Source organism: Prauserella shujinwangii (genome assembly GCF_003001955.1).
In the GTDB taxonomy this organism is placed as follows: Bacteria; Actinomycetota; Actinomycetes; order Mycobacteriales; family Pseudonocardiaceae; genus Qaidamihabitans; species Qaidamihabitans shujinwangii.
Map to the genome: position 1 here is coordinate 157091 of NZ_PVNH01000001.1, position 12983 is coordinate 170073.

Annotated in this window: 11 protein-coding genes and 1 pseudogene; 6 read left to right on the top strand and 6 right to left on the bottom strand. The window is 74.3% G+C overall.

Annotation, left to right across the window (positions count from 1 at the left end):
* Positions 1–138: 138 nt before the first annotated feature.
* Positions 139–1071, bottom strand: a complete 933-nt coding sequence (locus B0I33_RS00605; protein ID WP_106176508.1) for a sulfite exporter TauE/SafE family protein — start codon at positions 1069–1071, stop codon at positions 139–141.
* Between the two features lie 243 nt (positions 1072–1314).
* On the opposite strand from B0I33_RS00605, the gene B0I33_RS00610 reads away from it, so the two are divergent.
* The gene (locus tag B0I33_RS00610; protein ID WP_181193128.1) at positions 1315–2484 is read left to right on the top strand and encodes an ROK family transcriptional regulator; all 1170 of its coding nucleotides are present in this window, start codon (positions 1315–1317) and stop codon (positions 2482–2484) included.
* Between the two features lie 326 nt (positions 2485–2810).
* Complete coding sequence (locus B0I33_RS00620; protein WP_245900374.1) at positions 2811–4424, top strand: alkaline phosphatase D family protein; 1614 nt, start codon at positions 2811–2813, stop codon at positions 4422–4424.
* A gap of 682 nt (positions 4425–5106) precedes the next feature.
* On the opposite strand, the gene B0I33_RS00625 is transcribed toward B0I33_RS00620, so the two are convergent.
* The 3 genes and pseudogenes from B0I33_RS00625 to B0I33_RS00630 form a co-directional block, all read right to left on the bottom strand.
* Entirely contained in the window at positions 5107–5841 is a 735-nt protein-coding gene (locus tag B0I33_RS00625; RefSeq protein WP_281259330.1) for an HNH endonuclease, read from the bottom strand.
* A 31-nt stretch (positions 5842–5872) separates the two neighbouring features.
* Positions 5873–6265 (bottom strand): annotated as a pseudogene (locus tag B0I33_RS30645) (DUF222 domain-containing protein); the annotation flags it as partial.
* Positions 6266–6343: 78 nt separating this feature from the next.
* Entirely contained in the window at positions 6344–7756 is a 1413-nt protein-coding gene (locus B0I33_RS00630; protein WP_219927095.1) for an MFS transporter, read from the bottom strand.
* Between the two features lie 85 nt (positions 7757–7841).
* Here B0I33_RS00630 and B0I33_RS00635 point away from each other — a divergent pair, with 85 nt between their 5' ends.
* Positions 7842–8663 carry a helix-turn-helix domain-containing protein gene (locus B0I33_RS00635; protein ID WP_106176512.1) on the top strand — a complete coding sequence of 274 codons (822 nt, stop codon included), beginning with the start codon at positions 7842–7844 and terminating at the stop codon, positions 8661–8663.
* Here the strand turns inward: B0I33_RS00635 and B0I33_RS00640 are convergent.
* Complete coding sequence (locus tag B0I33_RS00640) at positions 8597–9388, bottom strand: SDR family oxidoreductase (RefSeq protein WP_106176513.1); 792 nt, start codon at positions 9386–9388, stop codon at positions 8597–8599. The two genes, B0I33_RS00635 and B0I33_RS00640, sit on opposite strands and share 67 nt — an antisense overlap.
* A 78-nt stretch (positions 9389–9466) precedes the next feature.
* Here B0I33_RS00640 and B0I33_RS00645 point away from each other — a divergent pair, with 78 nt between their 5' ends.
* Together B0I33_RS00645 and B0I33_RS00650 are read left to right on the top strand one after the other, a co-directional pair.
* Positions 9467–10084: a TetR/AcrR family transcriptional regulator gene (locus tag B0I33_RS00645; RefSeq protein WP_106176514.1), complete on the top strand. Its 618-nt coding sequence runs from the start codon at positions 9467–9469 to the stop codon at positions 10082–10084.
* On the top strand, positions 10081–11256 hold the full coding sequence (locus B0I33_RS00650) for an oxidoreductase (protein WP_106176515.1): 1176 nt from the start codon (positions 10081–10083) through the stop codon (positions 11254–11256). The genes B0I33_RS00645 and B0I33_RS00650 overlap by 4 nt, the downstream gene beginning before the upstream one ends.
* A gap of 24 nt (positions 11257–11280) precedes the next feature.
* Here B0I33_RS00650 and B0I33_RS00655 read toward each other — a convergent pair whose 3' ends face one another.
* A complete protein-coding gene (locus tag B0I33_RS00655) occupies positions 11281–12438 on the bottom strand; it encodes an acyl-CoA dehydrogenase family protein (RefSeq protein WP_106176516.1) in 1158 nt (385 codons plus the stop codon).
* A 91-nt stretch (positions 12439–12529) separates the two neighbouring features.
* Here B0I33_RS00655 and B0I33_RS30285 point away from each other — a divergent pair, with 91 nt between their 5' ends.
* A complete protein-coding gene (locus tag B0I33_RS30285; RefSeq protein ID WP_245900375.1) occupies positions 12530–12934 on the top strand; it encodes a PASTA domain-containing protein in 405 nt (134 codons plus the stop codon).
* Positions 12935–12983: the final 49 nt, after the last annotated feature.

Here is a 12983-nt window from a genome sequence, read left to right on the forward strand (position 1 = left end):
AGCACGCTTGCCGAGGTTACGCAGGTCGAGATACCGCAGGTACCACTTTGGGAGTGACGTTGGACACGGGCTGTGATCACTCTCTGGCAGAGGGTGGTACCGCCATTTCAGTGAATGGTCGCGGTCCGTGACCTCTCGCTACCGTACGTGGACGTCCTTTGTGGAGCTCAGCTCCGGTGCGTCCGACTCGCCGGCGAGGGCGTTGACCCGCCGCTCCTCGCGGACGGACCGGACGGCGGCGGCCAGCCCGGTGGCCCACAGCGCGCAGACCGCCACCAGGGCCGCCGCGGTGACGGCGGCACCCGCGTCCGCGGCCGACAGCAGCGTGCGGGCGTTGGTGAGCACGATCAGGCCGCCCGCGCCCGCGCCGAGGACCCGCGGCGGGAGCTTGCGCACCAGCCAGGCCGCCACCGGGGCGGCGAGCACGCCACCGATCATCAGCCCGAGGACGACCGTGTAGTTCAGTTGCTCCTCTTCGGACAGTGCGAAGAGGAATCCGGCGCTGGCCGCCACCGCCACGACGAGCTCCGACGTGTCGACCGAGCCGACCACCTTGCGTGGCTCGAGCCTGCCCGACGAGAGCAGGGTCGTGGTCGCGACCGGGCCCCAGCCACCACCGCCGCTGGCGTCCAGGAAGCCGGCCACGAGGCCGAGCGGGCCGAGCAGCCGGGCGCCGGGCCGCTTCGTCGTGACGAGCCTGCCCAGCCGGAGGAAGGCGAACCGCACCAGCACGTAGAGGCCGAGCAGCAGCAGGACGGTCGCGATCCAGAACGAGGCGGATTCGGTGGACAGCGAGGTCAGCACGTAGGCGCCGAGTACGGCGCCGGTGGCGCCCGGCAGTGCCAGGATCCCCACCGTGCGCCAGTCCACGTTGCGGAACCGCCAGTGCGCGAGACCGGACGCCAGCGACGTGCCCACCTCGGCCAGGTGCACCGCGGCCGAGGCGACCGCGGGGGCGGTGCCGACGGCGACCAGCGTCGTCGTGGCGGTCACGCCGAACGCCATGCCCAGCGAGCCGTCGACGAGCTGGGCGAGAAAGCCGGCAATGCCGAACAACAGGAGCGTGCGCATTCCTACCTCGGATTCGGGGCAGCCGAACGGGGACGTGGTCCGGCCGGGTCCGGAATCGATGCTGGCAGGCGCATCGGGGCTGGTCCACGGGTGCGCGACTTTCTTTCCGAGCGAAACATAACGGGACCGGATTTCCGGGCGGAAAGGGACATCGGACGCGGCGCCTGGTGCCGTTCCGGAGGGAGCGTCTCGTATCGTTTCCCTTCGGGCGTGGAACGCGCCCACGGCGAGGGTGAGGGTTCTGTGGCGCGAACGGGTGCGGCCTCCGCGGGGGTGCGGGAGTCCAACGCCGCGGCCGTCCTGAGCGCGGTCCGGGTGGACGGGCCGCTGGCGAGGGCGGAGATCGCGCGCCGCACCGGGCTGAGCATGCCGACGGTGAGCCGCCAGGTGGGCGTGCTCATCGACCACCGGCTGCTGCGGGAGCTCCCGGACGCCGCCCGCAACGGCGGGCTCGGCAGGCCGACGGTGCCCGTTGACCTGGACACCGGCGTGGTGGCCGCCTGCGGGGTGCACATCGGGGTGAGCACCACGACGTACGCGCTGACGGATGTGCGGGGCAGGCTGCTGGACAGCGAGCACGTTCCCACGGCCCCGGCGGCCGACGTGCTCGAACAGCTGGCCGAGCGCGTGCTCGCGTTGTGCGCGCGCCGCCCGGATCGCACGATCATCGGCGTCGGCCTGGTCACCGGTGGCCGCGTCGACCAGGAGTGGGGGACGCTGGACCACGACCGGATCGGCTGGTCGGGTGTGCCGGCCAGGGAGGTGCTGCGGCGGGCCACCGGTCTCCCCGTGCATCTCGGCGCCCACGTGCCCGCGATGGCCTCCGCCGAGCTGCTGTTCGGCTCGGCGGGCCGGGCGGACAGCGCGCTCTACTTCTACGCGCGCCAGGTGGTCGGCGCGGCTTTCGCCGCGCACGGCAGGCTGCACCGCGGCCCGGGAGAGGTCGGCACGATCGCGCACCTCCCGGTCGGCGGGGACGTGCCCTGCCCGTGTGGCCGGACCGGGTGCCTCGAGGTGACGGTCGCCGAGGACCGGCTGGTCGCGGACGCCGTGCGGGAGGGCGTGCTCGCCGAACCCGGCATCGGCGCCCTGTACGCCGCGGCGCGCGCGGGCGACCCCGGCGCGCACCGCCTGCTCGGGCAGCGGGCGGCGGCGCTCGGCCGCGCGGTGGGGCTGCTGCGTGACATCGTCAACCCGGACCTGGTCGTGCTCGGCGGGCAGGCCATCACCGACGCGCCCGAGTACTTCGGGGACCTGGTGCGGGCCTACGAGGCGACCACGGCGCTGCCGCGGCCGGGCATCGTGGAGCGGACCCGGTTCGGCCCGCACGTCCAGGCGATGGCCGCCTGCACGGGCCTGCTCGCGGAGCTCTACGAGCGCCCGTTCTCGGTGCTCGCGGCCGTGCCCGGCTGACGTTTGCCGGTGTTGTTGGGGCTGTCGGGGTGGGTGGTGTCGCGGTTGTGGGCGGGGTTCTGTGGGTGTCTGTTTTCGGTGCTCGTGGTCGTGTCTGGTTGGGGTTTGCCGGTGTTGTTGGGGCTGCTGGGGTGGGTGGTGTCGCGGTTGTGGGCGGGGTTCTGTGGGCGCCTGTTCTCCGTGCTCGGGGCTGTGCCCGGCTGACCACGCTCCGGTCACTGGACGGGGCCGTCCACCGCAACGCCGGACGCCGGATGCCGCAACGCCGGGGCACCCGGTCGCGCGTCGCGCTGCGGCGGCCAGGCGGCGTGGTTAGCCTGCCCGGCGTGAGCCAGGCCGAGCTTGTACTGGGACCGCTGCTGCGGCACGTCGACGCGACCTCGGCGACCGTCTGGGTCGAGACGAGCGCGCCGTGCGAGGTGGCGGTCGAGGCGGGCACCGCCGGTGCCCGCGCACCGACGTTCGAGGTGAGCGGCCACCACTACGCGCTGGTGGTGCTGACCGGACTGGAACCGGCGGCGAGCCTGCCGTACACGGTGCGCCTCGACGGGCGGGCCGTGTGGCCGGAGCCGGACTCGCGGTTCCCGGCCAGCCGGATCCGCACGCTGCCCACCGCGGGCGGTGCGCTGTTCCGGCTTCTGTGCGGCTCGTGCCGCCAGCCGAACGGGTTCGGCGCGCTCGGCTCCGACGCGCTGGAGGCCTACGCGGAGCGGATGGCCCGGCAGCCGGAGGACACCTGGCCGCAGGCGCTGCTGCTGCTCGGTGACCAGGTGTACGCCGACGAGACCACCGTGGCCACGCGGCGCTGGCTCGCGGGGCGGCGGGACCTGCGCCGGGCGCCGGGCAGCGAGGTGACGGACTTCGAGGAGTACGCGCACCTCTACCGCGAGACCTGGGGCGACCCGGCGATGCGCTGGCTGATCTCGACGCTCCCCGTGTCGATGATCTTCGACGACCACGACGTGCGCGACGACTGGAACACCTCCGAGGCGTGGCGCGAGCGCATGCGGCGGCAGCCGTGGTGGGAGGGGCGGCTGCGCGCGGCGTTCATGTCGTACTGGGTGTACCAGCACCTGGGCAACCTGGGCCCGGCCGAGCTCGCCGACGACCCCACGGTGGCCGACGTCCTCGGCGGGCCCGGCGACCGGGCGGAGGTGCTGCGGGAGCTCGCCGACCGGGCCGACCACGAGCTGGACGGCAGGAAGGACGTCCGGTGGAGCTACCGCCGCCAGTTCGGGCGGGTCCGCCTGCTGGTGATCGACAGCAGGGCGGGGCGGATCCTCGGCGGCGGCCGCCGTTCGATGCTGGACGAGGACGAGTTCCGCTGGGTCGAGGACAACGCGGTCGGCGACCACGACCACCTGCTCATCGGCTCGTCACTGCCGTGGCTGCTGCCGCCCGCCTTCTCGCATCTGGAGTCGGCCAACGAGCGCGCCTGCACGCGTCCCGGCAGGCGGGGCAGGTTCGCCGAGTGGATCCGGCAGGCCGCGGACCTGGAGCACTGGGCGGCGTTCCGCGACTCGTTCGACCGGCTCTCCCGCCTCATCGTCCGTATCGGACAGTCCAGGGACGCGCCCGCGACGGTGTCCGTGCTCTCCGGGGACGTGCACCACAGCTACGTCGCCGGTGCGCGGTTCCCGTGGCGGCTCACCTCGGCGGTGTTCCAGTTGACGTGCTCCCCGCTGCACAACAAGGTCCCGTGGTACCTGCGGGGCGTGCTGCGCGCCGGCTGGTGGTCCGTGGCGGAGCGGCTCGCCCGACGGTGGTCCCGGTGGGCCGGGGTCGAACCACCCGAGGTGGAGTGGTCGCGTACCACCGGCCCGCATTTCGGGAACGCCGTGCTGACCCTGGAGCTCGCGGGACGCCGCGCCGAGGCGATCCTCGAATGCGCCCGGCCAGAGGGCCTCGTGGAGCAGGCGCGTCTGCCGCTGGCGCTGTGACGTCGGGGTGAGACCCGGCTGACGAGGTGTCCGTTCCCGGTCGGGTGGTTGCCCGATCCCGGTGCGGTAGAAGTACGTGCCGACTCGTACCGGCGCCCGGTCCGCGGCGCCGGTGCGGGGATGGACTGTTGCCTGTGGACGGTCCGGCCCGGGTGGATTCGACACGAGCTGTCCGGGTACACGGGCATCGCGACGTCCGGTAGGTGGGGGCGTCACCAGGAGCGGGGCTTGCGGCGGCTGGAGTGTTGCCGTTCCTGCGCCGGTGCGGTGAACAGGTCCGGCCGAGCGCGTCGAGGCGGGGGCGGGTGCGGGCTGGCGCAGCGGTGAGGCGGCGCGGAGGTGCCGGTGGCACGGGACGTCCCGGTGGAAGACCCGGGAAAGGCGGACGGTGCCGGCGCGGGCTCGGTGGTCTTCGGACAAGCCCGGGCCCGGCGGGTCCGGGCTCGGCGGGCCGGTGCGGCGCGGGGATGGGACCGCGATGTTCGCGGTCCCGGGCGCCGCGGTCGCCGCGCCGGACGCGGCACGCGCGTCCGGGAGCGCAGCATTCGCGGTGCCGAGCGTGGCACTCGCGCCCGTGGGCGCAGCTTTCGCGATCCTGAGTGCAGCTTTCGCGGTCCTGAACGCAGAACTCGCGGTGCTGAGGGCGGACGTCGCGCGCCGGAACAGGGGTCTCGCGGGGTGGTCAGGTGGTGCGGGGTTCGTGGAGGGGTTCGGGGTTGCTGGTGAAGGTCGCTCCGGTGGGGGTGGTGAGGGTGAGTTGTCCGGTGTGGGGGCACAAGTGGTGGTGCCAGGTGGGGGTGTGTTTGGTGCGGTGGTGGCGGCGGCAGTAGCCGACCAGGTTGGTGGCATTGGTGGTGCCGTGTTGGGCGTGGGGGTGGGCGTGGTCGAGGTCGCCGAACTGTGCCGGACGGCGGCAACCCGGGTGGCGGCACTCGCGGTCCCGCACCCGCACGAAATCATCCGTCACGGCCGGGGGCCGGTAGCGTTGCCGGCCGGCGTCGACGGGCGCGCCGGTGGCGGGGTCGGTGATGATGCGCCGCCACGTGCTGCCCGGTTGGTGGGCGATCTGGTGGGCGAGCCAGGCGGGGATGGGGCCGTGCCCGGCCAGCTCGGCGGGTTCGGTGTTGAGCCCGGCCAGGGTGGTGAGGTCGACGTAGACGTGGATGTCGGCTTTCGGCCCCGGCGGGAGTCCGGTTCCGGACAGCAGGGTGTCGGTGAGGATGTCGGCGCGTAGCTGGTCCAGGGTGCGGGTTTCTCCGGCGCTGCGGAGTTTGCGCGCGGTGTGGTCGAGGCGGGCGTAGATGCTGCTGGCCACCTCCACCGGCAGGTCGGCGACCAGGGTGGCCATGCCGTCCTCGCCGTGGATCAGCTCGACGCGGCGTTTCGGCGCGGCGGCGCTGGGCCCGCTCAGCAGCACCTTCGGGGTCGACCCGGTGGACCTGCCGGTGCACGGCGGCGCGCAGGTTCGGCGGGTTCTTGCCCACCAGCCTGGCAGCCATCCGGGCGTCCACCTCGCGGGCTTGTTCGTCGGTCAGGCACGCGGTGGGCTCGTGCACCTTCGACGCCTTGTCCGCGTCAATCTCCCCACGTCGCAACGCCGCCAACGTCCGCGGCAGGCGGGTCACCAGCGCGTCAGCGAGATCGAGTTGCCGCTCCACGGACCGTTCCGTCATCGCCAGCACCAACGCCAGTTCGACGGCCACATCCCGGCTCCCGCCCCGCAACGCGCGGAACTCGGCCATCCCTTCCAGTATCGACGCCTGCAGCCGCGCGACCGACGCCGCGTCCTCGACGATCCGGTCCAGCACCGCGTCCGGGCCGTACGCTCCGCTCGTGACCATGGCGACTCCTCCCCAGAGACACCTCCACGCTAGCCGTGTAGCTCGCTAACGTCCACGTCATTACGGGTGAATTCCAGTTCACTGAACGTGACCACGTGTGTCCTGAGTGGACGAAAGGGTATCTCGTGCCCGGGGGAGAGCGGCGGTGATCACGGCGGAGCTGAGGGTGAGTGCGCCCGCGGTGACGAGGAAGGCGAAGGCCGCGCCGTCGGTGATGTCGGTGCCCCGGCGGGCGACGGCGAGGCCGACCAGCAGTGCGAGACCGACGGCGCCGCCCAGCTGCTGCGCGGTGGTGAGCACGGCGGAACCGATGCCCGCGTCGTCACCACCGCTGCCGGCGAGCGCGGCGACCGTCAGGGCGGGGAATCCCGCTCCGGCGCCGAGGCCCGCGACGACCATGCCGGGCAGCAGTTCCACCGCGGACTCCGCCCCGGGAACGGCCGCGGCGAGCAGGAGCAGCCCGCACGCGGCGGCCAGGAACGCCGCGATCAGCGCGCGCCGCGTGCCGAGCCGGGCGACGAGGTGCGCGGACGTGGCCACCCCGGTGAGGATGCCGGCGCCGTACGGCAGGAACGCGAGCCCCGCCCGCAGCGGGTCGAGGCCCAGCACGGTCTGCACGTGAAGCATGAGCAGGAACGACATCGCGAAGAACCCACCGGTGAACGGCAGGCTGACCACGACCGCCACCGCCCGCGTCCGCGCGGCGAGAAACGACCGCGGGATCAGCGGCCCCGCCGACCGCCGCTCGACGGCGGCGAACGCCACCGCCAGCGCGCCACCCAGCCCCAGCGCCAGCACGGTCACCGGGTCGGCCCAGCCGGACTCCGCCGCGTGCAGCAATCCGTACACACCGGATACCACGGCACCCGTGCCGAGCACGGTCCCCGGCACACCCAGGCGCGGGACGCCGCCGGCGCGGCTCTCCGGCACCAGGTGCGGCAGCGACAGGAGCGCGATCAGCGCGACCGGCACGTTGCCCAGGAAGATCCAGCGCCACGACGCGAGTCCGGTGAGCACACCGGAGAACACGAGGCCGGAGACCCCGCCACCCACCGCGATGGCACCCCAGGCCGCGAACGCCCGCGCCCGCTCCCGCTCGCCCGGGAACAGCACGCTGATCAGCGCGAGCGCCGCCGGGGCGGCCATCGCCGCGCCGATGCCCTGCCCGAACCGGCCCGCGACCAGCTGCCAGGGTGCGCGGGCGAGCCCGCATGCCGCGCTCGCCACCGCGAACAGCAGCACTCCGGTGAGGAACAGCCGCCTGCGGCCGAGCACGTCCGCCGCGCGACCGAACAACAGCAGCGGCCCGCCGAAGGCCAGGAAGTAGGCGTCGGCGACCCATGTCAGGCTCGCGGTGCCGAAGCCGAGCTCGGCGCGGATCGTCGCCAGTGCCACGTTCACCGCCGTGTCGTCGAGCACGAGCATGAACTGCACCAGGCACAGCACCGCGAGCGCCGACCAGCGGCGGGAGCGGGACGAGAACGCGGTCACGCCTTGACGCTAGCGGCGGGGCGTACCGGCGGGCGATCCTTCCCGGGGACACGTCGTTGCGCGTTACGGCCATAGACTCGCCGCCGTGACCGAAAAGGACTGTGCCGCGCCGATCGGCGTGGGCGCGATCGTCGTCGGCAGCTTCCCGCTCTCGGCGGGAGGGTGGTTCGCGGCGCACCGCCACCCGCAGCACCAGCTGGCGTGGACACCCCGCGGTGTCGTGGTGGTGGAGACCGGCGGGCAGCACTGGGTCCTGCCGCCGACGAGGGCACTGTGGATCCCCGCGGAGCTCGTGCACCGCACCGGCGCCACCCGCGACGCGGAGCTGCGCAGCCTCTATCTCGACGTCGACCGCTGCGGGATCGGCTGGCGCGAGCCCACGCCGGTGGCCGTCGACGGGATGCTCGCCCAGCTGATCGGCTACCTGCACCGGCCGGGTCTGCCCGACGAGGCGCGCCTGCGGGCGGAGGCGATCGTGCCGGACCTGCTCCGGCCGCTGCCCGCGACGCCGGTCGAGGTGCCGGAACCCGCCGACGAGCGGGTGCGGGCGGTGGCGGCCGCGCTGTTGGCGCGGCCGGGTGACCGGCGCGGCCTCGCCGAGCACGCCCGCGCGGCCGGGGTCAGTCGCCGCACACTGACCCGGCTGTTCGTCCAGGACACCGGGATGAGCTTCGAGCGGTGGCGCACCCACGTGCGGATGCGCGCGGCGCTGGCGCTGCTCGCCGAGGGCAGACCGGTCGCCGCGGTGGCGCACCAGGTCGGGTACGCCACCGCGAGCGCGTTCCTCGCCGCGTTCCGCCGCACCGTGGGGACCTCGCCCAGCGACTACCTCGCCGCCGCTCACACCGACCACACGCGCGGCCAGTCGCGGGCGCGCAGCAGCGCGTCGGTGCCGCCGTCGGCGTAGACCACCGACCCGTACAGCAGCGCCGCGTCCGGGCCGAGCAGGAAGTCGACGACCGCGGCCACCTCCTCGGGGGTGCCGGGCGCCTGCCGGGGGACGGGGAACGCGTCGAGCGCCGCCGCGAGGTCCGGGTCCTCGCGCACCCGCGCGGTCATCGGCGTGTCGACGAAGCCGGGTGCCACGGCGTTGAGCCGGATCCCCGCCCCGGCCCACCCGGCGCCCGGCGCGTGGCCGCGCACGTACCAGGCGACGGCCGCCTTGGTCGCCGGGTAGGCCGCGAGCCCACCGTGCTCGTCGGCCAGCGCGCACGCGGCTCGCTCGTCCCCGGCGAGGCACGCCTCGGCGAGCTCGACCGGCCAGTTCGGCTGGCACGTCGCCGAGTTGGAGGACAGGCACACCGCGGCGGGCCGGTCACCCCCGGCGAGCGCCGGGCGCAGCGCGTCGAGCAGGGTCACCGTGCCGAAGTAGTTCACCGAGACCACCGGCGCCGCCGGAGCGTGCCGGGTGCCGGCCAGCCCCGCGCTCGTCACCACCCCGTCCAGCCGCCCGCCGGAGAGCCGGGTCAGCTCCCCGGCCGCGTGCTCGCGCCCGGCCGGGGTGCCGAGGTCCGCGACGACCTCGGCGTCGCGCAGGTCCACGGTGAGGACGCGCTCGCCCCGGCCGGACAGCCGGGCGGCGACGGCCGCGCCGATCCCTGAGGCGGCACCCGTGATCGCGATCGTCCGCATCCCACCAGCGTACGAGTGTCCCATCATTGATGCAATCACTGATTGACAGCGGGCGGGCACGGGTGCTGTGCTGGGCGGATGGCAGGGACGACCGAGGCCACGTCCGCCCGGCAGCGGCTCTTCGCCGCCGCGGAGCGGCTGATGCTGGACTCCGGCTACGAGCGGGTGTCGGTGCGGGCGGTCAACGCGGCCGCCGGGATGAATCCGGCCGCCGTCCACTACCACTTCGGCTCCAAGGACGCCTTCGCCGCCGCGTTGCTGGAGGACCGGCTCGGCCCGCTGTGGGAGGAACCGCTGGCCGCGCTCGAACGCCGCCGGGCGGAGGGCTCGGTACCCACCGCGCGCGAGCTCGTCGACGTCGCCGTCGGCCCGCTGCTGCCGCTCGCGGCCGAGCCGAAGGGCAGGCTGTGGCTGCACATGCTCGCCCGGCTCACGCTGGGCAGGCGGGCGCCGGAGTGGAGCTCGCGCTGGTTCGGCCTCGAACCGTGGGTGGACCTGCTCCGGCAGGCCCGCCCCGGGCTCACCGCGGGCGCGGCGCGGGCCCGGTGGGTGGCCGGGTTCACGCTGATCCTGCACGCCTTCGGCGACCCGCTCGCCGACGTGCCCCGCGCCGAGGCGGTGCCCGACGTCCCGCCGGACGTGCTCGTCGCGTTCGTCGCCGCCGGGCTCGACGCGCCCCCGGGGGAGCGTCGGTGACCGGCCTGTTCGCGCCGGCGCGGCTGGGCCCCGTGCCGCTGCGCAACCGGATCATCAAGGCCGCCACGTTCGAGGGCCGCACCCCGCACGCCCTCGTCACCGACGACCTCGTCGAGTTCCACCGCGCCACCGCACGCGGCGGCGCCGGCCTGACCACCGTCGCCTACTGCGCGGTGAGCCCCGAGGGCCGCACCCACCGGCACCAGCTCTGGCTGCGCCCCGAGGCGGTCGCCGGGTTGCGCGGGCTGACCGACGCCGTGCACGCCGAGGGCGCCGCGGTGGCCGCGCAGATCGGGCACGCGGGCCCGGTGGCCAACGCCGCCTCCAACCGGGCGCCCGCGATCGCGCCCACCCGCATGTTCTCCCCGCTCGGGATGCGCCTCACCCGGGCGGCGACGGAGGCCGACCTCGACCGGATCGTCGCCGCGCACGCCGGGGCGGCCCGGCTCGCCTACGAGTCCGGGTTCGACGCCGTCGAGATCCATTGCGGACACAACTACCTGGCGAGCGCGTTCCTCAGTCCACGGCTGAACACCCGCACCGACTCCTACGGCGGCAGCCTCGCCAACCGCGCCCGCTTCCCGCTGGCCGTCACGAGAGCCGTGCGCGACGCCGTCGGCGACCGGATGGCGATCACCGTGAAGCTCAACATGGACGACGGCGTGCCCGGCGGGTTCTGGCTCGACGAGAGCCTGCAACTGGCCCGCTGGTTCGAGCGGGACGGCACGGTGGACGCCCTGCAGCTCACGGCGGGCAGCTCGCTGCTCAACCCGATGTACCTGTTCACCGGCGACGCGCCGGTGCGCGAGTTCGCCGCCGCGTTCCCCCCTCCGCTGCGCTGGGGCATCCGGCTGGGCGGGCGGGCGTTCCTGCGCGAGTACCCGTTCCGGGAGGCCTACCTGCTGGAGCGGGCGCGGCAGTTCCGGCACGAGACGGCGCTGCCGCTGATCCTGCTCGGCGGCATCACGCGCCGGGAGACGATGGAGGCCGCGCTGGCCGAGGGCTTCGCCTTCGTCGCGATGGCGCGGGCGCTGCTGCGCGAGCCAGGCCTGCCGCGCCGCCTCGAGGCCGAACCAGGCGCGCGGTCCCTGTGCGTGCACTGCAACAAGTGCATGCCGACCATCTACCGGCGCACCCGTTGTGTGCTGGCCGCCGAGGCGCCCGGGCAGTGAACGCCACCTTCGTGCCGCCTGCGCTCACCGGGGGAGGCCGCCGCGGGCCACCAGCTGGGCGGCGATGACGTTCCGCTGGATCTCGTTGGTGCCCTCGCCGACGATCATGAGCGGCGCGTCCCGGAAGTACCGCTCGACGTCGAACTCGGTGGAGTAGCCGTACCCGCCGTGCACCCGGACGGCCGACAGGGCGATCTCCATGGCCGTCTCGGACGCGAACAGCTTCGCCATCCCGGCCTCCAGGTCGCTGCGCCGCCCGCTGTCGTAGCAGCGCGCCGCGTGCAGCACGAGCTGCCGCGCGGCGCTGTAGCGGGTCGCCATGTCGGCGAGCTGGTTGCCCACCGACTGGTGCCGCCAGATCGGCTTGCCGAAACTCTCCCGCTGCTGGGCGTAGGCGAGCGAGTCGTCGAGCGCGGCCCTGGCGACGCCGAGCGCGCGGGCGGCCACCTGGATGCGGCCGATCTCCAGCCCCTTCATCATCTGGGTGAACCCCTGGCCCTCCTCGCCGCCGAGCAGCGCGGCCCGGGGAGCGCGGTACCCCGCGAACGACAGCTCGCAGGTCTCGACGCCCTTGTAGCCGAGCTTGGACAGATCCCGCGAGACCGCCAGTCCCTCGCCGTGCTCGGCGAGCAGGATACCGATGCCGGCGTGCGGGGGAGTGGCCGCCGGATCGGTCTTGCACAGCAGCGCGATGACGCCCGCCCGCCGCGCGTTGCTGATCCAGGTCTTCGTGCCGTCGACCACGTAGTCCTCGCCGTCCCGGCGCGCGGTGGTGGTGATCGCCTGCAGGTCGGAACCGCCGCCGGGCTCGGTGAGCGCCATGGCCGCACGGATCTCGCCCGTCGCCATCCTCGGGAGGTACCGCGCGCGCTGGCCGGGGGTGCCGAAGCGGGCGAGCAGCGTGGCCACGACGGAGTGGCCGCCCATCGCCCCGGCGAGACTCATCCAGCCGCGCGCCAGCTCCTCGGTGACCCGCGCGAAGCACGGCGCCGACACGGCGACCCCGCCGTAGGCCCGCGGCACGGCGAGCCCGAACACGCCGAGGCCCTTCATCCGCTCGATCAGCCGCTCCGGGTAGACGTCGCCGTGTTCCAGCTCGCGCACCACCGGGCGCACGTCCCGGTCGACGAACGCGCGCACGGTCGCGACGATCGCCTCTTCCTCGTCGGCCAGCGGGTCCATCGGCCGTCCCCCTCGCGCTCGGTGCCGGGTCCGCCCGAGGGTACGGCGCGGGCACCGTAACGTCCGCGCCGTGCACACCGAGAGACCATCCGTGAGACGCCGGGACACCATCACCGCATGCCTCGCCGCCGCCCTGCTGACGGCCGGATGCGCCGCTCCGGGCACGCCACCGGGCGCGCCCGCCACGGTCACGGTGACCGCGAGCGGGCCCGCCGGCCCCGATCCGGATCCGCCGGTGGAGAGCACGCCGGAGCGGGCGCCGAGCACGGCGGAGCTGATCACCGTCCCGGACGTCGCGGGGATGAACCATCAGAAGGCGCAGGACACGATGCAGGCGGCGGGCCTGTTCAACCTGCGTGAGGTGGACGGCACCGGGCAGGGCCGGATGCTGGTCTGGGACCGCAACTGGGTCCAGGTCGGCCAGGACCCGCCCGCGGGAACGCGGGTGCCACCCGGGACCGTCGTCACCCTCACGGCGGTCAAGTACACCGACTGACCGCCGGCCACCGGCGGCGGGTAGCCTCGTCAGTAGTTGAGCGTTGAAC